Annotated in this window: 21 protein-coding genes; 2 read left to right on the top strand and 19 right to left on the bottom strand. The window is 39.4% G+C overall.

Going from position 1 to position 21,547, the window contains the following annotated elements; genetic code table 11:
* Nucleotides 1–52 precede the first annotated feature (52 nt).
* From ADM90_RS04700 to ADM90_RS04660, 9 genes are all read right to left on the bottom strand, one after another.
* Nucleotides 53–1,207: a M20 metallopeptidase family protein gene (locus ADM90_RS04700; protein WP_053993889.1), complete on the bottom strand. Its 1,155-nt coding sequence runs from the start codon at nucleotides 1,205–1,207 to the stop codon at nucleotides 53–55.
* A gap of 122 nt (nucleotides 1,208–1,329) precedes the next feature.
* The gene (gene sdaAA, locus ADM90_RS04695) at nucleotides 1,330–2,238 is read right to left on the bottom strand and encodes an L-serine ammonia-lyase, iron-sulfur-dependent, subunit alpha (protein ID WP_053993888.1); all 909 of its coding nucleotides are present in this window, start codon (nucleotides 2,236–2,238) and stop codon (nucleotides 1,330–1,332) included.
* Nucleotides 2,239–2,252: 14 nt separating this feature from the next.
* The gene (gene sdaAB / locus ADM90_RS04690; protein WP_053993887.1) at nucleotides 2,253–2,915 is read right to left on the bottom strand and encodes an L-serine ammonia-lyase, iron-sulfur-dependent subunit beta; all 663 of its coding nucleotides are present in this window, start codon (nucleotides 2,913–2,915) and stop codon (nucleotides 2,253–2,255) included.
* Between the two features lie 331 nt (nucleotides 2,916–3,246).
* A complete protein-coding gene (locus ADM90_RS04685; RefSeq protein ID WP_053993886.1) occupies nucleotides 3,247–4,896 on the bottom strand; it encodes a DAK2 domain-containing protein in 1,650 nt (549 codons plus the stop codon).
* A gap of 18 nt (nucleotides 4,897–4,914) precedes the next feature.
* The gene (locus tag ADM90_RS04680; protein WP_004269431.1) at nucleotides 4,915–5,274 is read right to left on the bottom strand and encodes an Asp23/Gls24 family envelope stress response protein; all 360 of its coding nucleotides are present in this window, start codon (nucleotides 5,272–5,274) and stop codon (nucleotides 4,915–4,917) included.
* A 241-nt stretch (nucleotides 5,275–5,515) separates the two neighbouring features.
* On the bottom strand, nucleotides 5,516–7,120 hold the full coding sequence (locus ADM90_RS04675; protein ID WP_053993885.1) for a M20/M25/M40 family metallo-hydrolase: 1,605 nt from the start codon (nucleotides 7,118–7,120) through the stop codon (nucleotides 5,516–5,518).
* 37 nt (nucleotides 7,121–7,157) lie between these two features.
* Nucleotides 7,158–8,588 (bottom strand): amino acid permease, encoded by a 1,431-nt coding sequence (locus ADM90_RS04670; protein ID WP_083448457.1) that lies wholly within the window; start codon nucleotides 8,586–8,588, stop codon nucleotides 7,158–7,160.
* 103 nt (nucleotides 8,589–8,691) lie between these two features.
* A complete protein-coding gene (locus ADM90_RS04665; protein WP_053993884.1) occupies nucleotides 8,692–9,453 on the bottom strand; it encodes a dimethylarginine dimethylaminohydrolase family protein in 762 nt (253 codons plus the stop codon).
* Between the two features lie 13 nt (nucleotides 9,454–9,466).
* A complete protein-coding gene (locus tag ADM90_RS04660; RefSeq protein WP_053993883.1) occupies nucleotides 9,467–10,339 on the bottom strand; it encodes a dimethylarginine dimethylaminohydrolase family protein in 873 nt (290 codons plus the stop codon).
* 206 nt (nucleotides 10,340–10,545) lie between these two features.
* Between ADM90_RS04660 and ADM90_RS04655 the strand changes: the two genes are divergently transcribed.
* Together ADM90_RS04655 and rpmB are read left to right on the top strand one after the other, a co-directional pair.
* Nucleotides 10,546–11,289 (top strand): IclR family transcriptional regulator, encoded by a 744-nt coding sequence (locus ADM90_RS04655; protein WP_053993882.1) that lies wholly within the window; start codon nucleotides 10,546–10,548, stop codon nucleotides 11,287–11,289.
* 171 nt (nucleotides 11,290–11,460) lie between these two features.
* On the top strand, nucleotides 11,461–11,649 hold the full coding sequence (gene rpmB, locus ADM90_RS04650) for a 50S ribosomal protein L28 (RefSeq protein WP_004227417.1): 189 nt from the start codon (nucleotides 11,461–11,463) through the stop codon (nucleotides 11,647–11,649).
* Nucleotides 11,650–11,874: 225 nt separating this feature from the next.
* Here rpmB and ADM90_RS04645 read toward each other — a convergent pair whose 3' ends face one another.
* The 10 genes from ADM90_RS04645 to fmt form a co-directional block, all read right to left on the bottom strand.
* Nucleotides 11,875–12,843, bottom strand: a complete 969-nt coding sequence (locus ADM90_RS04645) for an S-layer homology domain-containing protein (RefSeq protein ID WP_235473318.1) — start codon at nucleotides 12,841–12,843, stop codon at nucleotides 11,875–11,877.
* Between the two features lie 187 nt (nucleotides 12,844–13,030).
* The gene (spoVM, locus tag ADM90_RS24190; protein WP_099805045.1) at nucleotides 13,031–13,132 is read right to left on the bottom strand and encodes a stage V sporulation protein SpoVM; all 102 of its coding nucleotides are present in this window, start codon (nucleotides 13,130–13,132) and stop codon (nucleotides 13,031–13,033) included.
* A gap of 18 nt (nucleotides 13,133–13,150) precedes the next feature.
* Entirely contained in the window at nucleotides 13,151–13,804 is a 654-nt protein-coding gene (locus ADM90_RS04640; RefSeq protein WP_053993881.1) for a thiamine diphosphokinase, read from the bottom strand.
* Nucleotides 13,801–14,469: a ribulose-phosphate 3-epimerase gene (rpe, locus tag ADM90_RS04635; protein ID WP_053993880.1), complete on the bottom strand. Its 669-nt coding sequence runs from the start codon at nucleotides 14,467–14,469 to the stop codon at nucleotides 13,801–13,803. The genes ADM90_RS04640 and rpe overlap by 4 nt, the downstream gene beginning before the upstream one ends.
* A gap of 2 nt (nucleotides 14,470–14,471) precedes the next feature.
* The gene (rsgA, locus tag ADM90_RS04630) at nucleotides 14,472–15,356 is read right to left on the bottom strand and encodes a ribosome small subunit-dependent GTPase A (protein WP_053993879.1); all 885 of its coding nucleotides are present in this window, start codon (nucleotides 15,354–15,356) and stop codon (nucleotides 14,472–14,474) included.
* Nucleotides 15,357–15,367: 11 nt separating this feature from the next.
* Nucleotides 15,368–17,347, bottom strand: a complete 1,980-nt coding sequence (pknB, locus tag ADM90_RS04625; protein WP_053993878.1) for a Stk1 family PASTA domain-containing Ser/Thr kinase — start codon at nucleotides 17,345–17,347, stop codon at nucleotides 15,368–15,370.
* Nucleotides 17,348–17,349: 2 nt separating this feature from the next.
* Nucleotides 17,350–18,099 carry a Stp1/IreP family PP2C-type Ser/Thr phosphatase gene (locus tag ADM90_RS04620; protein ID WP_053993877.1) on the bottom strand — a complete coding sequence of 250 codons (750 nt, stop codon included), beginning with the start codon at nucleotides 18,097–18,099 and terminating at the stop codon, nucleotides 17,350–17,352.
* 6 nt (nucleotides 18,100–18,105) lie between these two features.
* Nucleotides 18,106–19,248 (bottom strand): dual-specificity RNA methyltransferase RlmN, encoded by a 1,143-nt coding sequence (gene rlmN / locus ADM90_RS04615; RefSeq protein WP_200908514.1) that lies wholly within the window; start codon nucleotides 19,246–19,248, stop codon nucleotides 18,106–18,108.
* Entirely contained in the window at nucleotides 19,248–20,609 is a 1,362-nt protein-coding gene (rsmB, locus tag ADM90_RS04610) for a 16S rRNA (cytosine(967)-C(5))-methyltransferase RsmB (protein WP_053993876.1), read from the bottom strand. The genes rlmN and rsmB overlap by 1 nt, the downstream gene beginning before the upstream one ends.
* Complete coding sequence (gene fmt / locus ADM90_RS04605; RefSeq protein WP_053993875.1) at nucleotides 20,606–21,547, bottom strand: methionyl-tRNA formyltransferase; 942 nt, start codon at nucleotides 21,545–21,547, stop codon at nucleotides 20,606–20,608. Before fmt ends, rsmB begins: the two co-directional genes overlap by 4 nt.

The raw sequence follows: 21,547 nt of genomic DNA, 5'->3' as shown, positions 1-21,547 counted from the left end.
TAGCCTATATTCAATGTATCATAAATCTAGCATCTTTCCCTACAAAAACCTATTAAGAGTGATAATGCATAATAATTTCAATAAAGAGACGAATAGCATCAGGGAATACCCCTTCATCTATATCAAATTTTGGATGATGGTGTGGATACGGGCTTTTCTCGCCACCCATCCCTACAAAAATAAAAGCACCAGGTTTATGCTGTAAATAATACGCAAAATCCTCTCCGCCCATAACAGGATCAACTAGTTCAAATACATCTGCATCAAACTTTTCACATACAATCGATTCGATCAAGCGTGATTGCTTTGGGTCATTCATAAGTGGTGGTGTACCTAAAATAAATTCGATCTTCCCCTGTGCCCCAAACGTCTGACAAATGCCCTCTGTTAAGCTCACCATTTTTGTTTGAATCGTTTTGACTGTTTCAGGAGCCAACGCCCTAATCGTCCCACTTAACCTCGCTGTATCTGGAATAATATTATACGTTGTACCTGCCTGCATAGTGCCAATTGTAATAACACCCGCCTCAATTGGGTTAATGCTGCGGCTAATAATGCTTTGAAAAGCTTGCATTAACTGGCTCGCAATATAGATAGGATCAATGGTTTCATGTGGCATTGACCCATGCCCACCAGACCCTTGAATAACAATATCAAAATCATCAACGGAAGCCATCATTGCGCCATGTGTTAAACCTATTTTCCCTTTTTCTAGCCCCTGCCATAAATGAAGTCCAAAAATAGTGTCAACACTCTCTAATACACCTTGTTGAATTAATGCATCAGCCCCACTTGGTGTAATTTCCTCAGCCGATTGGAAGATCAGCATAATATTTGGCTCGATTTTTTCCTTGTTTAATGCAATCCACTCTGCCACTGCTAATAAAATCGCTGTATGCCCATCATGACCACACATATGTGCGATACCCGGCTTGTTAGAGCTATAAGATTTATCGCCCTCTTCCACGATTGGCAATGCATCAATATCTGCTCTTAAAGCAATGGTTTTTGCTCCTTTTTTACCATTAATCATTGCTACAACACTAGGAGAATTATAATCTAAGATTTTAATAGCAAGCTGCTCTAATCTTTTTCGAATAAATTGACTCGTTTCATATTCTTGACCAGAAAGCTCTGGATATTGATGTAAATAGCGTCGATCCTTTATCGCTCGATCTGTTAAATATTGTAAATTAGTAATATCCATATTGAAAATGCTCCATCCTGTATCATGATACAAAAACATGCTACCTATATAAGATAGCATGTTTAATAAGCTTGATCTTGTATTAATAAGCTATGAAAACCCTCACTAATTAAAGGTTCACGTTATTGAATCGCTTTAATACTTTGTAATCCACCATTTTCAAGGATGGCTTTACTAATCGCCTTACCTGTTGGTGTTGCCGCTAGACCCCCTCGTGCAGTCTCTTTAAGATTTGGACTCATGGATTGTCCAATACGATACATAGCCCCAATTACCTCATCACACGGGATGCGGCTTGTTACACCTGCTAGTGCCATATCTGCTGCTACTAGTGAATTAGCAGCACCCATTGCATTCCGTTTAACACATGGTACCTCCACTAACCCTGCAACAGGATCACAGACAAGACCAAGCATATTTTTTAAGGTAATGGCAAAGGCTTCTGCACATTGCTGAGGCGTGCCCCCCGCCATTTCTACAATCGCAGCGGCTGCCATACCAGCGGCTGAGCCCACCTCAGCCTGACAGCCACCAGCTGCCCCTGAAATAGAAGCGTTATTTGCCACAACAAAGCCAAATGCGCCTGATGTAAATAAATAACGAATCATTTTCTCACGTGTTGGGTTCAGCTTATTTTTCACGGCAAAAAGTGTTCCTGGTACAACACCTGCAGAACCTGCTGTTGGTGTAGCACAGATTGTGCCCATTGCTGCATTGACTTCATTAGTTGCAACGGCTTTACTAACAGCGTCTAATAATAAATCACCTGATAGCGAATTCCCTTGGGCAATATAATTTTGCAGCAATACGGCATCTCCACCTGTTAAGCCTGTTACCGATTGTACACCTTGTAACCCGCGCTCCACCGCTTCCTCCATCACGGTTAAATTTCGATCCATTTGCTGAATAATTTCTTCACGCAACCTGCCAGTTATTAACATTTCTTGCTCAATCATAATTTCTGATATTAATTTTTCTTCTCGCTCTGCTCGTTCTACAAGCTCACGAACATTATGAAATAAAACATCCATTAGGAAACACCTCCTTAATTATTAATTTTTGATACTTTTGTAATATATGGTATTAATGAAATTTGCTGTAGCACTTTATCCTCAATATTTTGATCGACTTCAATGACCATTAACGCTGTTAAACCACGTTCAATACGAGACACTTCCATATGCCCTATATTGACACTATGCATCGCTAAACAATTGGCAACGTTTGCAATACAGCCTGCACGGTCATCATGGACAACTAAAATAGCTGGCATACCACCTGTTAAACGAAGCTTAAAGCCATTTACTTCACTAATTTCGATTTTTCCTCCACCTATCGAAATTCCTTCAACGCTCATTTCCCCTTCATCATCACCCATGACGATACGTGTTGTATTTGGATGCTCTTTATGTGCCTCCTCTGGAATAAACTCAAAGGATAATTCTGCCTTTTCTGCATCCTCAAATGCTGTTTTAATCCGTTCGTCATACGTGTCATAATCCAGTAAACCGCCAACAATGGCTATATCTGTGCCATGTCCTCTATATGTTTCTGCAAAAGATCCATATAAATGAATTTTTGCCCATTTAGGTTGTCTTCCAAATAAATCTCGTGCAACACGCCCAATGCGAGCAGCACCTGCCGTATGAGAGGAGGAAGGCCCAATCATAACTGGTCCAATAATATCAAACACTGAAGTGAACTTCATAAAAAAACACCCCTCTATTTTATTTATATATTTTATCTATATAATGCTTGATATTTACTATAAAAGTAAAGCATTTAATTTATCAACTTTTAGAAAATTGCCATTGCTATAGTAAATAGAAGATGGCTAGTTGATTCCCTGTCCATTCCCTACATACAAATTATTTAATTTTTTGATATTTCCATATTTTTCATCTTTTATAGAGAAACAAGCTCTATCTTATCTTTATTAGGTTTGCTAATCATTTACGTTGCATTATCCTCTTAACATAAACAAAAGCAGTACACATCGCGTGCACTGCTTTCTTGCTCCATCCTAATAGAGCATATAGTTATTCTACTGAAATAATATATGGATACAATGCTTGTTTGCCATTAAATAATTCAACTTCAACATCTGGATAATGCTCTTCCATCCATTCAACTAATTGTGAAGCATTTTGTTCAGTCGTATCTTCCCCATAAATAACTGTAACAATTTCTGTGTCTTCATCTACTAAATCTGTAATCACTTTTTCAGCAGCATCCTTTAATGCTGGTGTAGATAGTACAATTTTGCCCTCGGCTAATGCCATAAAATCGCCCTTGTGTATAGTAACTCCATCAATCGATGTATCACGTACAGCATATGTTACCTGTCCTGTTTTGACATTTGCAAATGCTTCTGTCATCGTTTGTTGGTTAAGCTCAACTGCTGCCTCTGGATTAAACGCTAAAATCGCTGCCATCCCTTGAGGAATCGTCTTCGTAGGGACAACTGCTGCGTCAATTTCTAAAAGTTCAACCGCTTGCTCTGCTGCCATCACTATATTTTTATTGTTTGGTAAGATTAATACTTTTTCAGCACCAATTTCCTGTACAGCTTTGACGATATCTTCAGTTGAAGGATTCATTGTTTGACCACCTTCAATGACATAGGAAGCACCGATAGAGCGCAATAGCTCTGCCACACCCTCACCCATAGCAATTGTGACAATCGCATATGGTTGTTTTTCTACTTTTTTAGCAGACGCTGGTGCTTTATGTTCTTCCCCAACGATTGCTGAATGCTGCTCACGCATATTATCCACTTTTATTTTAATAAGACTGCCATATTTTTGCCCAATGGATAGAACAGAACCCGGTTGCTCGGAATGGATATGCACCTTCGCAATTTCCTCATCTGAAATAACAAGTAAAGAATCGCCTAAAGGATTTAACTCATTACGGAATTGTTCCTCATTAAAAGGTTCTTTTCCTTCCTCTAAGCGTACCATTATTTCTGTACAGTAACCAAATTCAATATCGGCAGTGTTCATGAAATCTTGCGCTCTATGATGTTCTGCATTGATTAAATCATCTAATGTCGCATCATTTTTCTTCGGAAGAGCCTCCCCCTTCAAGGAAGCTAAAAATCCTTCATACACAAATAATAAGCCTTGACCACCACTATCTACCACACCGACTTCTTTTAAAACAGGCAGTAGGTCAGGTGTACGATCCAACGATGCCTTTGCCTCTGCTGTAAAAGCTTCCATTACAGCAATGATATCGGTTTCAGTTTCTGCCACTTCTACACCTTTTTTTGCCGCCTCACGTGCTACCGTTAAAATCGTTCCTTCTACAGGCTTCATAACAGCTTTATAGGCTGTATCAACACCCGCTTGGAAGGCTCCAGCAAAGCCTTTTGCATCAATTATTGCTTCTTTTTCAATAAACTTCCCGAAGCCACGGAATAATTGCGATAGAATAACGCCTGAATTCCCACGCGCACCCATTAATAAGCCTTTTGATAATGCCTGTGCCGTTTTACCAATATGCTCTGACGCCAAAAGCTCTGTTTCCTTTGCGCCAGATGTCATCGATAAGTTCATATTTGTACCTGTATCACCATCTGGTACTGGGAAAACATTTAATGAATCTACATAATTTGCATTTTGGTAGAGGTGATGCGCACCCATTTGTACCATTTCAGCAAACTTTATACCGTCTAAAGACTGCATTCGATTTAGTTCCTCCTCTTAATTCGCTACACGAACGCCCTGTACAAAGATATTGACAGATTTTACGCTCATACCTAATGTTTTATCTACTGTATATTTCACTTTCGATTGTACTTGATAAGCCACTTCCGAAATTTTTGTCCCGTAACTAACAATAATGTACATATCTATATGTAAATCGTCGTCCTGTTGTCGAATTACAACACCTTTTGCGAAGTTTTCTTTACGTAAAATATCAGTTAGACCATCACGAATTTGATGTTTAGATGCCATGCCAACAATACCGTAGCATTCTACAGCAGCTCCACCAGCAATTTGTGCAAGTACATCTGTTGAAATATCAATTTGGCCGAATTCATTGTTTAATTCAATTGACATAGAAATGCCCCCTTGGCTCTTTTTGACTAAACTATATTGTAACATTGTCGTTATAATTTAAGCAACCTAAGGGCAGAGGAAAGCCCTTTATAGCAACGTTTTCTAACAATATATAGCAGTTCTCTACATGCACTCTTGGACAAGTAACAAAGGAGCAAGGTTAACAAAAGCCAAAAAAAGCTGATACCTTAACAAAGTATCAACTTCTTTCGTCTATGAAAAGTTTATGCTAGTACTCCTCTTAACATAAGCTTTTAATCAGCGTGTCCAGCATGATTGGCATTTCTTTAAAGGCACTATCCACATGTAGTCTTTCTGTTTTTTGGTGGGCATCTTTGCCAAAGGGTCCAACATTTAAGACAGGGCCTTGTAAGGCAGCCATTTCCTTAAATGGAATGCTATACGTATCCCCCCATACAGGTGTATTGCGCTCAAATGCCTGCCACTCGTTTGTGTCATCTGTATAGTTGACGTAGCTTAAATCACAGATTCCATTAAAATAATGAATCTGCTCTACTTCAATAGCAAATGTTTGTGCCGTTTTCTTCATCAAGTCAATGGCTTGAATCACAAGCGGGTGCTTAGATGAATTAATAGCAGGATAATAGGGGGGCGCATATAACAGCACCGTTGCTGGTGCTAGCTCCTGACAGCGAATCATTAGCTGATCGACAATGCGAATGGATTTCTCACGATCATCCCATGTGCTATGTTGCAGGACTTGCTGCTTAATAGCCTGTACTTCTTCAACGCCTAATTTGTCAATCGCATGTTCGAGTAGTGCCTCATAACGTAATACTTTTACTTGCCCAACACCTTGTACTTGTTCTCGCATACAAATTTGTTGATATTGCTGGTTACAAGCATTCATCGCTTCTACAGCCACTTGTTCAAAAATGTCCATTACCTCTGAAGCGGTGCGTTTTAATAAAAATACATTGTAAAGAGCAGCAGCACGATAAGGTGTTTGCGTCGAATATTCCATTTTCAAATCCTTTAATTGTAAAGATACTGGCAGTGGGGTACTCTCCCCCAAATCTGTTTCACGGAAAAGAGGGTTCCATTCCATATGTTGTGTCATATACGATGCGATAAAGGTTGCTGTCATTCCCTTTAATGGTTCACCAACATGCGTCTCTTTTCCATAAAATAAGGCTGCAGGCATAATTTTTCCGATTGTCCCTGAATAAATATATTCATTAATATCAGAGGGCCCTTGTGAAAAGGAAGGCTCACTATTTAAAAATAATTTATACGTTAAACCATGCTGTTCTCGAAGTCTAACAAGCTCTACAACTGCTGCTCGCATCCCAGCAGAGTTTACTTCCTCATCAGGAACAGCCGTTAAAATTAAATTGATTGGCCATTGCTCGAAGCTTGCCTTTTCCATTAACTGCATGTGTAACGCAAGTCCCATTTTCATATCCATTGTGCCGCGCCCAAATAAATAATTGCCTGATTCCAAATCAATTCTAGCTGCCTCTGGTAAATCCTTTTTATATTTAGGCTCCATTAGTTTTTTCGTTAATGCCTCAGGTTGACAGGCTAGTGGTTCAAGCTCCCCATATTCTTCTGTATGCACCGTATCAAAGTGACTGATTAATACGACAGTTTCTGTAGCTGTTGGATGCTTATAGAGTGCTGTCACAGCATGTCGACCAAGACCTGCATCATGCAATTCAATCCGCTCAGGATGCTTCTCAAAATGTGGAAGCGTTAACAATTTATCTTTTAATTTAAAAGCAAAGTCATTTTCACCCTCTGTTAATGTTCTACTTTCCCAACTAACAAGCTCACATAATAATGCACGTAATTTCTCAGGTGTATGCCACATATAAGTATTCATAAAAATTCTCCTTTAAAGCCATTTGTTACAGGCTCTTTTAACGAATATCGAGTGATTCTTTATTTTTATCCTCTATATCTGTTGGCAAGCTTGCCGTCTTCTTTAATTTCAATTGATAGAAAATCATACAAGCGATAAAGAAGCCAACACCATATAATAAACCAATTCTTTGTGTTGGATCAAATGCTAAAAATGCTAAAATTAATAGACAAAACAGTATACAAAATACTGGAATTAAAGGAAAAAATGGTGTTTTAAATTTCAAAGCACTTATATCTCCACCAGACTTTATATAACGATAGCGGAACATTAATTGAGAAGCACAAATGCCCATCCATGAAATTGTAACGGATATTCCTGCGATAGACATCAGTAAAACAAATACCGCATCTGCCTCCATCACGCTTGTTAATAATGATAACAGCGAGAAAAGCATTGTAAAGATTAGTGCATTTAATGGCACTTTATTTTTCGTAAGGCGTCCAAATAGTCTTGGTGCCATACCCTCTCGTGACATTGACCATAATAAACGAGTTGATGCATATAGACAGGAGTTACCAACCGATAAAATCGCCGTCAGTATAACAAAGTTCATAATACCTGCTGCATAAGGAACACCTGCTAAATTCATTAACGTTACAAACGGACTTTCCATCAAGCCAAGCTCTGATGCTGGGAAAATCGCAGATAGCACAATAATTGATGCAATATAAAAAACAATAATTCTAAAAATAATGGTCCGTATAGCGCGTGGAATATTTTTTTCGGGATTTTCTGTTTCACCTGCTGCAATCCCAACAAGCTCAGACCCTTGATAAGAAAAAATAACATTCATCATTGTTACAAAAATAATGGTAATACCTGCTGGGAACAAGCCAGAAGGTGCTAAATTTGTCAGATGTGGTGTTGGACGATCAGCCAATGGAATTAAACCAAAAATGGCTGCTCCACCAATAATAATAAATGCAATTACTGCAATTACCTTGATACTAGCAAACCAAAATTCTGCCTCAGCAAACCCTTTTGTTGTTAAAGCATTTAGCACAAATAACAGTACCATAAAGACAGCACACCATATCCAAATTGGTACATCTGGAAACCAATGCTGCATTAATATGCCTGCTGCTGTAAATTCAACACCTGCTGTAGCAGCAGAACCGACAAAGTACATCCACCCTAATGAAAACCCCGCTGAAGGGCTAATAAAACGTGTCGCATAGGTTTGGAAGGAGCCCGTAACAGGCATGTACACGGCTAATTCCCCAAGACAGTTCATCACCATAAATAAAATTAAGCCACCAAACAAGTACCCAATTAGGGCACCCCCTGGACCTGCTTGATTAATGGTATAACCAACATTTAAGAATAGGCCTGTCCCAATAACACCTCCAAGTGAAAGCATTAATAAGTGACGGCTCTTCATGGAACGATTTAATTGATTGTGAAGCTGATCTCCTTTATTCAATATCCATCCCTACTTCCTATATAATAGTAAACATTCTGCTATTTCAAGAATGAAATTACCCAATCAATTTCTTTATGTTAAATTGATTGGGTAATGTTCGCATTTCTTAAAAACGCAATGACAAGCAGCTTAAGCCACCATCATGCTTTCTAAACTCAGACATCTCAAGTTCAATTGTTTGATAGCCTAGATCATGTAATTTCTGGTTTGTAGCTGGGTAGCCCGCTGGAATAATCACATAATCATTGACTTGAATACAGTTCGCTGAGTATTCATCCTCTTTTGGAATAATAATTTTCTCATAAGATTCAAATGCAGGATGGTCAATAAACTCACCAGCTACTACCATTCGATTTTGCCCTACATAGGCAATACCTGTTTTTAAATGGAAAAATTCTTTTAATGGAATAATCGTTGCCTCATAGCCCTCTTGTTCAACAATTTCTTTAAATTGCTGGGCGCCTTCTTCATTTGTACGATCTGAAATGCCTACATAAAATTTCTTTTCAGCCTGTAATACATCTCCACCATCAAGCTTGCCAGAGCCTTTAATATAATAAATTTTATCGTAAAATTGCTTTACAGCTGGTTCAATATCCTCAATCTCACGATTACGAGCCTCTGCCCCAGGGTTTGAAATAATGGCAAACTCAGAAGTTAAAACAGCCGTATCCTCTACAAATGTTGAATCAGGAAATGCTTCATTTGCTGGTAGCTGTGTTACCTCAACACCACATTTCTTTAAGGCCTCTACATATTTTTCATACTGTTCAAATAATTTTTTTAAAATTGGTTTTCCTAAATCACTTGTTGTTAAGCCATTTATAAAGCTATTTCCTGGATTTTTGACAATAACATTTTTAAACATATTCTCTGCTCCTTTATGCTCTGACTACTGGACAAGTTAGACATGTTGGTCCACCTGTTCCCTTTACAGTAATTTCATTACCTTTATATTCAAAAACCGTTGTACCAGCATCAAGTAGCTGTTGTTTCGTTACATGATTTCCTTGCGGGATGACACATACTCTTGGTGCAAGTGCCAAAACATTACAGCCTAGTGCATCATATTCATCCTTTGGTACCTCCACTAATTGAATCCCTCGCTCTAGTAGCAACTGGCGGAAAAATACTGGCATTAAGCGTGAATGCACAACAGCTAAATCCTTGTCTACCATGCTAATAAAGGACATTAAATGTAAACATTCATCCTCACCTAAATCATGCGGTAACTGTACAACAATAAAGTCATCCACCATATCTGCTGTCATTTCTTTTAGCTGACGGATTGCCTCCTCATTGGTACGATAGCCACGACCAACAGCAAGTGTTCGATCATCAAGCCAAACAATATCGCCACCATCTGACACAGCATTTCCTGTTAATTCTCCGACAATTGGAATGCCTTTTTCTTGTAAAAATGCCTTATAGACTGCTGCTTCTGGCTGTCTTAATGTTTTACCTGATTTTAAAATAATTGCTCCATGAGGAGTAAATTTCACAGGATCATGGGCATAGAGTGAATCTAAGCCTACCTCTTGCGAAACTGGTAAATAATCAATAGTTTCCACATACTTTTCAAGAATGGCTAGAAATTCAGCATATTCTATTAAAGCTTTCTCAAAGTTTGGCTCTGATAGGTAATTAAATGTTTTCCATTCATCACTAAGATGCTGCTGGCTTCGGAAAGCATCTTTTGGATGTTTGACGATTACATGTTTTAAAGGTGCATACATTGATGAACAATAATGCATTCCCTTCACCTCTTTTCCGTGTAGTGGAAAACGTTTCCGTTGAGAGGAAAGTTTATATGAAAAATATATGCGTTTTATGCTATACTGTCAATATATTTAGAAAACTTTTTATTTTCCGTTTAATTTCTAAGAATCCTAATAGGCTACTTGAAGCTTTATAGACATGGATAAAAAATAACAATAGAATAAGGAGAAGAGGTGAGCAAATGCAATTAATAGAGCGGGCAATGACAATTGCGAAAGTTTTAGCGGCTGAAACCAATAACAGTGGGTTGTCCATTTCGGAACTTACAACAAAATGTGATTTACCTTTAAGTACCTTACATAGAATTTTAAAAGCGATGATTCAGCAAGGAATGATCGAACAAGATGAGCAAACAAAGCATTATTATCTTGGTACAATATGGATGGAATTAGGCTTACAAGTATATGATACGATGGATTATATTAGCAAAATTAGACCTGAATTAGAGCGGTTGGCAAGACTGGTAGAGGAAAGCGTCTATTTAAGTAAGCCAGCTGGTTTAGATACCATTATTATTGAAAGAATAGACAGTGTGGCAAACCCAATTCGTATTTATGACCAGCTAGGTATTCGTATACCGATGCATATCGGTGCTGCCAATAAAGCCATTCTTGCTGCTATGCCTAGTGCTCAATCGAAGGAAATCATAGCGCAACTAGTAGCAAAAGAGGATATTGCTACATTTGAACAACAGCTTGACCAAATTCGACAACAAGGCTATGCAATCAGCCATGGTGAAAGAACAGCAGGCACCTCCTCAGTGGCGGTTGCGATTTTAGATGGTTTTGGTGAGGTAATCGGTGCAGTTAGCATCGGTTTTGTGACATTTAATAGCTCACAGGATTATATCAACATACTCATCGAACAGTTACTGGAAACGGGTAAGCGTGTATCCATGAAGCTTGGTTATCGAGGAAAAGGATAGCATCACGCCATCGATGATCCATCATATTTTATGTCTGTAAAGGTTTTTTTCTTGAAAGGTTATATGAAAACTGTTGCACTGAACGCCGTCGTATGTTAAATTATTATGGTATGTGAAATACCGAACTGAAATAGTAATCTTTCAGCATTAACAGTAAGGAGGGAATACAACATGCCAAAACAATGTGTAATCACTGGTCGTAAAGCTCGTACTGGTAACAACCGTTCCCACGCTATGAACGCTAACAAACGTACTTGGGGTGCTAACCTTCAAAAAGTTCGTATCTTAGTTGACGGTAAACCAAAACGTGTATGGGTTTCTGCTCGTGCATTAAAATCAGGTAAAATTGAGCGCGTTTAATCGCTGCTTCTAAAAAATCGATTTCGCCCTAAGCGCAAATCGATTTTTTTCATGCTGTTTTTCATATCCAGTTTATTCAGCATTAAATGATCATTTCTGTTGCCCTAAAGCTGATCAAATTGATGCTCCTACTGCTTCATTAACATCATTCCTAACACAATTCTTCAGTACAACCTAGAAAAAACAGGCATAGAGCGAATGCCCATGCCTGTTTTTCCTACTTGCTTATTCAGCTAGCTGTTCGTTACCATCCTTGTCTACATAATAAGAATGTGTGCTTGCTGCTTCTTCAATCTCTTTAAATGCCCAGTGCGTCATTTTGACATCTGGGAAGCTTGGTGTAGTGACACCATGTAATGGACCACGCTCAAACATACGATTAATCATGACCACTGCCTGTGCACGTGTTAAGGCAGCGTTTGGTGCGAAGCGGTCATTGTCTAACCCATTGATAATGCCTGCTGCACGGTTTGCTTCAATAATCCACTGTGCCCAGTGTCCTTTTGTATCCTTGAATGTTAAAGCTATATTTTCTTCCACAGCCAGTTCTTTGAAGTTCGACACGACCGTTGCCATTTCCGCACGTGTAATATTCGCGCCTGCATGGAAGTTGCCTTCATTATCACCGTTCATGATACCCTGTTCCTTGACAAACGCAATCGCGCCTGCTGCTGGATGATTTGTTTGGACATCTTTAAATGGGGCTTGCTTCACTTGTTCCTCTGTATAGCCTAAAATACGTGCTAGCATGAACGCTACTTGCGCGCGTGTTACGTTTTTATCTGGACCAAATGTGCCATCTGGGAAGCCCTGGATATACGCGGCATGTGTGCCCTCTGCTTCCTTGGCTACCTGAATAATCGTAAAGGTACTGAATTTTTCTACTGTAAAGCGCAGACCTGGTTTGCCATCCTGCATCGTTACCACTTCTGGATGAACAACCTTTTTCTCCCCATCTGTATGCTCAATAAATACAGCTAAACTAGCTAAAAAGGCCTGACGCTCTGCTGCATTTGTTGGCAAAGTCACATCACGCAATGGTAATGTCACCACGACTGGACGAGACGATAAGTTGGTTTCAATCGTCATTGGACGTGCGACCACATGCACATCATTACTTGCCAATGTTTCACGTACCACACGCTCTGCACAGACAAGCTTCTCAATGACCTGATGCTCACTGCCCTTTTTCACAGGTACTAAGCGGAAGTAGAAGTTATCATCTACAATTAATATGTTATTCTTATAAAGTTCCTCAACGCAAAAAACAGATAATGCTTTCTCACATCACCTGTTTCATATTTCTTACTTTTTAGAGGAACCGCTTCAAAGAGTCTTTTGGCGAATATTCTCTATTATAAAATAAAAAATCCGACTGCTATTAGTCGGATTTTTTGACTTTCTTATCTTTTTTAAATAGGTTTATACACGTACGCGTAATACTACTCACAAATTTCGGCAGCTGGAACGTATATACTTTCAGGACTCTCTCCCCCTTACGCTAATCTATGCTTCTTATCATTAAACATATGCCTTGCGAGAAAGATATAGACCCTGCAGCACCTATTATTTCATTACTTGTAAATCGAGAGGTTCCTAAAGAAATTTCCTCATTCGTTGTTTCATATTTTACTTGCCTCAATGTTACATCTCGGACAGTCTCCTCATAAGCAAAGAAAGATAAGTAACGATACCCGTCATCTGCATAAATGGTATAGGTACCTGGTAAGAGAAATTGCAGCATATTTGTAGCATTCATAATTTTCAGCTCAACAGAGGGGTGCTTTTTTTGTAAACGATAGATGGCACGCACTGCCGCCTCATAATGATCTAAACGTCCCCCCGTCACACCTGTCAGTACAATTTCCTGCGGTGTATATGTCAATGCCTTCAGTAAGGCTAAATCTGTATCTGTCTCATTTTTCTCTTGCTGAAAACGTTGCTGATTCTTTGTCTGTGCTGAAACAGCTTGGTATTCTTCATCTGTTAAGGAATCAAAATCTCCTACAATCGCGTGAGGTGTAATTCCCTGCTCCACTAAATATAAAGCGCCACGATCTGCACCGATAAACACGACATCCTGTTGTTGCTGAAACGTTGAAAATGAACAAAGCTCATTTTTGGGGCCACCTGCACAAACAACGACCGTTGTCATTCTTTAATCGCTGCCTCGCCAGCCGCTAAAATCTCTTGAAGTGCCGCAATTCGATCCTCTTTACTATAGATGGCTGAGCCAGCTACAAAAATTGTCGCTCCCGCCTGTGCACATGGCACAATTGTTTCAGCTGTGATACCGCCATCAATTTCAATGGCAATATCTAAGCCTCGCTCTTTAATCATCGCTGATAATGCTTCAATTTTAGGCACAACAGAATGAATAAACTTTTGTCCACCGAACCCTGGATTAACAGTCATCAATAATACCATATCGATATCCTCTAAAATGTGTTGAATAGACTCTATCGGTGTATGTGGATTTAATACGACACCTGCTTTTACACCATATGAACGGATTAATTGAATTGTTCGATGTAAATGGCGACACGCTTCTACATGCACCGTAATATAGTCTGCTCCAGCTTTTGCAAACTGTTCAATATATTGGTCTGGATTTTCTATCATTAAGTGTACATCTAATGGAAGTTTTGTTAATGGTCGGATAGCATCTAAGACGATGGAGCCAAAAGAAATATTTGGCACAAAATGACCGTCCATTACATCGATATGAAGAAGCTTTGCACCTGCTTGCTCTACTTCCTTTACCTCCTCTCCTAATTTTGCAAAATTCGCTGCTAAAATTGATGGTGCTATTTGTATCATATTTAATACCTCGGCTTTCGATCCATAATTTCTTGCATAAATTGTTCATAATGCTTGTAGCGGTAATCACGAATATCTCCTGCTTCTACTGCTGCCTTCACTGCACATTTAGGTTCCTTCAGGTGCAGGCAGCCCCTGAATTTACAATCGTCCGCTAGTCTTGCCATTTCAGGGAAACATAAGCCTAGCTCTTCTTTTTCAACCTCATCAAAATCAAAAGAGCTAAATCCAGGTGTATCTGCTAATAGACCATCGCAAACCTCAATAAGCTCAACATGACGAGTTGTATGTTTACCTCGTCCTAAGCTTTGTGAAATAATACCTGTTTTTAAATTTAGTTCAGGAATTAATGTATTGAGCAATGTCGATTTGCCAACACCTGATTGCCCTGCTAATACTGTTGTTTTACCCTTTAAAATAGGTTGTAATCGTTCAATTAATGCTTCTTCATCTTTATAAGTTTGTAGCACGGTATAGCCTATTTGTTGATAATCCTTAATATACCCTTGTAATTCCTCATATTCATCATTTTTTAATAAATCCATTTTTGTTAAACAAATAATGGGGTGTACACGGAATGATTCTAAAACCACTAAAAAACGATCTAATAAAACCGTATTGAAATAGGGTTCTTTGACGGAAAATACCAAAACCCCTTGATCAATATTAGCAATGGGCGGACGCACCAATTCATTTTGACGTTCTAAAATCTTTTGAATCGTTCCATCTGAACCTTCTGTTTCCATTGTATACTCTACAATATCGCCGACAAGCGGGGATTCGCCACGATTACGAAATACCCCACGTCCTCGACATTGGATCAGTTGATCTCCATCATATACATAATAATAGCCGCTTAATGCTTTTCTTATTTGGCCTTGCGCCATCCAATTCCTCCTTAGTTCACATCATCATAATTGAATTTTTCTTCGAGAATAATTTCTGAGTCGCGAATAATACGATACCCTGCCTGCTTGCCTTCTTCAATGACAAGCTGGATCTTGTAAGGCGTATCGCTTAAAATTGGAAACTCATCCGCTGGCTCTGACATGGTATGATTTTTATCTTGTATTTCAACACGAATGTTTTGTGCAATTTCTTCTTCTGTAGGGAGATACTCAATCAGCACAGTCTTTATAAGTGTTTTGTTAGGTTTTTCAGCAGGTCCCTTACTTAAAACTACGGATATTGTTGAACCTGCCTCAACCTGAGTGCCCGCTTTCGTCAATTGAGATATGACGCTGCCAGCCGGAATCGTATCATGATAGTCTTCGCGGGAAACACGCCATTTTAAGCCTACTCTTTGCACATAGTCATCCAGATCAGCTTTTGTATAATTGACAACATCTTCTACGCGTACCATTTGAACGCCTTGACTAACTTTAAACGTGATGACTTCATCCTGTGCCACCACTTCTTCATTAGCAGGGATACTTTGTTCAATAATGCGCCCTTCTGGTTCGTTCGAAAAAATATACTCTGTTTTGACCTCTAAAAATTTCCCTTTTAATAAGGCTTCCACCTGATGAATATTTTGTCCCACATAATTACCCACTACCATCATTACAGCACCTTGGCTTACGACTAAATCAATTTCTGAGCCCTTTACACGCAGCGTTCCTGATGGTGGATCGGTTTCAATTACCTTACCTTTTTCCACTTCTTCAGAATTCCGCTCCTGATGCTCCTCACTAACAACAAAGCCTGCTTCTTCCAATCGTTTTGTTGCTTCATCAACCGTTAAATTAGCCACTTCAGGAATCGCCTCTTTTTTCGGGCTAAATAAGTCTGTGGCATAGAGAAGGAATAAGAAAACAGCTATTGTGACAACAAGCAATCCAGCTATATATAAAGGCCATTTTTTCTTTGCTGTGGTAGATGCTGGCTTATTGGCTGGCTTTTTAGGTTGCTCTACAGGCTTCATTTCTTTAATAGGTACAATCGCTCTCGTTTTTTCTAAGTCTTCCTCTTTCTCCAAAGGCTGTTCCTTAATAATGGGAATTGCTTTTGTGATGTCCTCATCAATGGGGATAACAAATTTTGGCTCATTGATACGAGAGGGTGCTAACACCGTTTCCAAGTCCTCATACATTTCTTCTACCGTAGTGTAACGATGTGAAGCATCTTTGGCAGTAGCTTTTAGTACTATATTTTCCACGCTCTGTGGAATGGTTGCATCAAAAGCCCGAACTGACGGTGTTTCTGCCTGTAAATGCTTGAGGGCAATTGAAACGGCTGACTCGCCTGAAAACGGCAATTCACCTGTTAATAATTCATATAACACAATACCAAGTGCATAGATATCCGATTTATTTGTTGCCGTACCACCGCGAGCTTGCTCTGGCGATAAATAATGGACCGTGCCAAGCACAGAGTTTGTCTGTGTAAAGGAGGTTGCACTAAGCGTCATGGCAATCCCAAAATCGGTAATTTTTACATTGCCCTCCGCATCCATTAAAATATTTTGCGGCTTAATATCACGATGGATAATATGATTTTCATGCGCATTGGCAATAGCAGAGGTTAATTGCTTCATAATATGCACACTTCTCGCAGGAGAAATTGGTGCAAATTCTTGTATGTACTGCTTTAGGGTTTTTCCTTGGACATACTCCATCACAATATAATGTAGATCGCCATCCTCACCTACATCATAAATACTAACAATATTCGGGTGTGTAAGACTTGTAGCAGACAGTGCCTCACGCTGAAAACGTCGATGCAATTCCTCCTCATTGGAAAAATCATAGCGCAATATTTTAATTGCGACATCACGGCTTAGTATCATGTCATGCGCTAAATAAACATTCGACATACCTCCGCCACCAATGAGTCCTAAAATTTTATAGCGGTCACTAATTCTTTTCCCTACAAGCATTCTTACACCTCCTCATCCCTTTTTGTTAGTAAGACGAGGGAGATATTATCCTCTCCCCCGCTATCATTTGCTAATCCAATAAGTTTACGACCCTTTTCCTGGATAGAATCTGGATACGTAATAATCGAAGCCATTTCATAAACTGTTAATTTATTGCTTAATCCATCTGAGCAAATCAATAAATACGATTGCGAAGCTAAATCAACCTCATAAAAGTCTGGTTCAATGGTTTCCTCTGTACCAATTGCTTTTAAGATAAAATTTTTCTTTGGATGTGTTAAAGCTTCTTCTTCGCTTATTTCACCATTTTCCACCAGCACATTAACATAGGAATGATCTCTTGTTATTTGTTGTGCGCCATCTTCAAAGAAATAATACACACGACTATCTCCAACATGTGCGATGGAGCAATGATAGCCTTCAATTAATACCGCAATAAGTGTTGTGCCCATTCCTTTACAGTCTTCATGTGATAAAGAATAGTCATAAATATTTTTATTCAATTGCTTAACTGTGTACAATAACCATTCTTTTTTTGATGTTGTTGATACAAAATGATGAGTGTCTGCCTGTAAAAAAAAGGTTTCCATCTGCTTGATTGCCATATCACTCGCTACATCGCCAGCATTATGACCACCCATGCCATCTGCTACAAGTGCTAGTGCAAGCCCATCTGGACGCTTAAAAAATGCAGCACGGTCTTCATTAATGGATCTTTTTAACCCAATATCACTTTCGACTGTATATTCCAACACAGGTCACCTCGTTTCCTCAGCTCTCTCTTGCGCACGTAATTGCCCACATGCAGCTGCAATATCAGCACCTTGCTCTCTGCGGATCGTTACGTTAATGCCATTTTTCTTTAATGTTTTTTCAAAGGCAAAAATTTGACTACGAGCTGTGCGAACGTAATCACGTTCAGGCACATAGTTAACAGGAATTAAATTGACATGGCATTTAATGCCTTTAATTAATGCCGATAATTCCTCTGCAATTTCCACTGAATCATTTTCACCAGACATTAACCCATACTCAAAGCTAACACGTCGGCCTGTCTTTTTCGTATAGTAACGTACAGCTTCCATTAATTCATCCAATTTATAAGCACGTGCAATCGGCATTAGCTTTTGACGTGCCTCTTGGTTTGGAGCGTGTAGTGATACAGCAAAATTGATTTGTAGCTGCTCATCAGCAAATTGATAAATTTTTGGTACAATCCCTGATGTTGAGACGGTAATATGACGCGCACCAATATTTAACCCTTTTTCATGGTTAATTACCTTTAAAAAGTTCATCATCGCATCATAGTTATCAAACGGTTCGCCAATTCCCATAATCACAATATGTGATACACGCTCGCCTAGCTCATCTAATGTTTGCTGTACCTTAACAACCTGCTCCACGATTTCGCCTGCTAATAAATGACGCTTTAAACCACCTAAGGTTGAGGCACAAAATGTACAGCCAATGCGGCAGCCTACCTGCGTCGTTACACAAACAGAGTTGCCATAATCATGACGCATTAACACGGTTTCAATGGAATAGCCATCCTGCAATTGAAATAAAAACTTAATTGTGCCATCCTTCGATTCTTGCTGGATAATTGTTGATAATGTAGTTAAGGCAAAATTAGCAGCTAGCTTGTCACGTAGGCCCTTTGAAAGGTTTGACATCTCTTCAAAGGTTTTTACTCGTTTATTATATAACCAATCAAAAATTTGAGCAGCACGGAAAGGCTTTTCACCATTTTCCTTTAGCCATTCTTCTAATTGATGTGGCTGTAAAGAATAAATGGATTCTTTTAAATTTGGTTTTTCTTTTTTCACACGTCGAGCAGGCTTGTCCTCTGCTTCTTCCACTAAATCATTAATACGTTCATTAAATCTCTCTTGATCCACCATTAATTGGATTCTCCTTTTTTACGAAAGGCGGCAACGAAGAAACCGTCACTGCCAAAGTCCTGTGGAAAGACTTGAAGCATGCCATTTGCTTGCTTTTCCGCTAATTTTGTTGGTAAAGATTCTAGTTGTATCGCTACCATTTCTGGATGCGCTGCTAAAAAGGCTTGTACAGTGCCTTCATTTTCTTGTTTATCGACTGTACATGTACTGTACACAAGCTTACCATTTGTTTTCAATACTTTTGTTGCGGCATCTAGCAATGCTAATTGTATCGTTTGCAAGCTTGCTAAGTCTTCTTCTCGCTTGGTATATTTAATATCAGGCTTACGTCGCATAACTCCTAGACCACTACAAGGAGCATCCACTAAAATAGCATCAAAGGACGCTGCTTGTAAAAATTCTGATGCTTTCCGTCCATCAATTGGGGCTGTTTCGACAATAGCAAGCCCTAGACGTTCTGTATTATGGTCGATTAAATCTAATTTATGTGGATGAAGGTCTGTTGCTAAAATAGAACCTTCATTGTTCATTATTTCGGCTAAATGTGTTGTTTTTCCTCCTGGAGCTGCACACATATCCAAAACACGCATACCTGAAGCTGGATTTAACACTTTAGCTGGAATCATTGAGCTTTCATCCTGAATCGTAATCATACCTTCTTTAAACGCTTTTGTGCGTGCTGGCTGACCATTTGTGATGTGTAAGCATTCTGGTATAACATCGCTTTGTTTGGCTGTTAAACCTTCCGCTTCTAGTTCAGCAATCGCTTGAGCAACCGTTGCCTTTGTTAAATTAACACGTACTGTTTGTACAGGTGGCACATTATTGTCATGCAACATTGCTGTTGCGACATCTATACCATAGTTATCAATAAAGCGTTGTACTAGCCAGTGTGGATGGCTTGTTTCAATGGCAAGACGTTCAATTGGATCTGCTATATCGCCTGTAGCACGAACACCATTCCGTAGCACGGATCGTAAAATACCATTGACCGTTGAAGCAATACCACGATGGCCTCGACGCTTGGCAATTTCTACAGCCTCGTTGACAGCAGCGTGTGCTGGTATCCGTGTTAAATAATGCATTTGATAGAGCGATATTCTTAATAGCCAGCGCACCCAATGATCTACCTTACCACGAATAAAAGGCTCTAAATAATAATCAAGGGTCATTTTATGCTGTAATGGTCCATACGTAATTTCAGTTAATAAGGCGCGATCCTTCGCTTCTATTTTATGGCGTTTAATCGTTTCATTGAGCAATAGATTGCTATAAGCTTGATTTTTATCCACTGCTAATAGTATGGAAAGTGCGGCATCTCGCACATTGCCATCCCAAATCACTACACTTTTTTTACTCATTGAAATTGGTCCCCAATCTGTAATTTAGAACCTGTACCACGCAAATATTCCTCTGCTGTCATGCGCTTTTTACCCGCTGGCTGCACATCATATAATGCGAGAGCTGTTCCATTGCCAGCAGCTACTTCAAAATGATCCTTTGCAATGGCAATCACTGTACCTGGCATAGCCTCATGCTTATTAGTGCCAATCGTTGCCCACCATATTTTAAAATTACCATCCTCAAATGTTGTATAGGCGACTGGCCATGGATGAAGACCACGTACTTGATTGTATAAAGCTGTGGCATCTTGCGTCCAGTCAATACGTTCTTGCTCTCTGGAAATATTGCCAGCAAATGTGACCTGTGCTTCATCTTGCACTGTGCGGCTATTTGTTCCGTTAATAATAGAAGGAAGTGTCTCCTTTAATAGCTCACAGCCAACCATACTGAGTTTTTCAAAAAGCTTACCTGTATGATCGCTTTCTTCAATTGGAATTGCCTTTTGAGAGATAATATCACCTGCATCAAGCTTTTCTGCCATATACATAATCGTGACGCCTGTTTCTTTTTCACCATCTATCACGGCTTGATGAATAGGCGCTCCTCCTCGATATTTTGGTAATAGAGAAGCATGCACATTGATACAGCCAAGAGAAGGGGCATCCAGTAATTCCCGTGGCAAAATTTGTCCAAATGCTGCTGTGACAACTAAATCAGGCTGCAAGGCAAGAATTTGCTGTAATTCCTCAGAGCCACGTAGCTTTTCAGGCTGAATCACTGGTAATCCAAGCTCTAGGGCAGCCGCTTTTACTGGAGGAGGCGTTAATACACGCTTGCGCCCAACTGGACGATCCGGCTGTGTCACAACTGCTTTAATGGCATAGCCCTCATCATGCAGCATACGTAAAATAGGTGCGGAGAAGTCAGGTGTCCCCATAAAAATAATTGATGTCAT

The organism is Lysinibacillus macroides, from assembly GCF_001281525.1.
In the GTDB taxonomy this organism is placed as follows: Bacteria; Bacillota; Bacilli; order Bacillales_A; family Planococcaceae; genus Lysinibacillus; species Lysinibacillus macroides.
The sequence above is the reverse complement of the archived record's forward strand: the minus strand, read 5'-3'. Positions and strand labels throughout refer to the sequence as shown.

Bases quoted from the DNA above. Each gene is read 5' to 3' on its own strand.
- rsgA (WP_053993879.1), bottom strand. From the start codon at position 15,356: ATGGCGCAAGGCCAAATAAGAAAAGCATTAAGCGGCTATTATTATGTA.
- ADM90_RS04700 (WP_053993889.1), bottom strand. From the start codon at position 1,207: ATGGATATTACTAATTTACAATATTTAACAGATCGAGCGATAAAGGAT.
- sdaAA (WP_053993888.1), bottom strand. From the start codon at position 2,238: ATGGATGTTTTATTTCATAATGTTCGTGAGCTTGTAGAACGAGCAGAG.
- rpmB (WP_004227417.1), top strand. From the start codon at position 11,461: ATGCCAAAACAATGTGTAATCACTGGTCGTAAAGCTCGTACTGGTAAC.
- ADM90_RS04655 (WP_053993882.1), top strand. From the start codon at position 10,546: ATGCAATTAATAGAGCGGGCAATGACAATTGCGAAAGTTTTAGCGGCT.
- ADM90_RS04665 (WP_053993884.1), bottom strand. From the start codon at position 9,453: ATGTTTAAAAATGTTATTGTCAAAAATCCAGGAAATAGCTTTATAAAT.
- rsmB (WP_053993876.1), bottom strand. From the start codon at position 20,609: ATGAGTAAAAAAAGTGTAGTGATTTGGGATGGCAATGTGCGAGATGCC.
- ADM90_RS04675 (WP_053993885.1), bottom strand. From the start codon at position 7,120: ATGAATACTTATATGTGGCATACACCTGAGAAATTACGTGCATTATTA.
- ADM90_RS04685 (WP_053993886.1), bottom strand. From the start codon at position 4,896: ATGCAGTCTTTAGACGGTATAAAGTTTGCTGAAATGGTACAAATGGGT.
- fmt (WP_053993875.1), bottom strand. From the start codon at position 21,547: ATGACATCAATTATTTTTATGGGGACACCTGACTTCTCCGCACCTATT.
- rlmN (WP_200908514.1), bottom strand. From the start codon at position 19,248: ATGGTGGATCAAGAGAGATTTAATGAACGTATTAATGATTTAGTGGAA.
- ADM90_RS04640 (WP_053993881.1), bottom strand. From the start codon at position 13,804: ATGACAACGGTCGTTGTTTGTGCAGGTGGCCCCAAAAATGAGCTTTGT.
- pknB (WP_053993878.1), bottom strand. From the start codon at position 17,347: ATGCTTGTAGGGAAAAGAATTAGTGACCGCTATAAAATTTTAGGACTC.
- rpe (WP_053993880.1), bottom strand. From the start codon at position 14,469: ATGATACAAATAGCACCATCAATTTTAGCAGCGAATTTTGCAAAATTA.
- ADM90_RS04680 (WP_004269431.1), bottom strand. From the start codon at position 5,274: ATGTCAATTGAATTAAACAATGAATTCGGCCAAATTGATATTTCAACA.
- ADM90_RS04660 (WP_053993883.1), bottom strand. From the start codon at position 10,339: ATGCATTATTGTTCATCAATGTATGCACCTTTAAAACATGTAATCGTC.
- sdaAB (WP_053993887.1), bottom strand. From the start codon at position 2,915: ATGAAGTTCACTTCAGTGTTTGATATTATTGGACCAGTTATGATTGGG.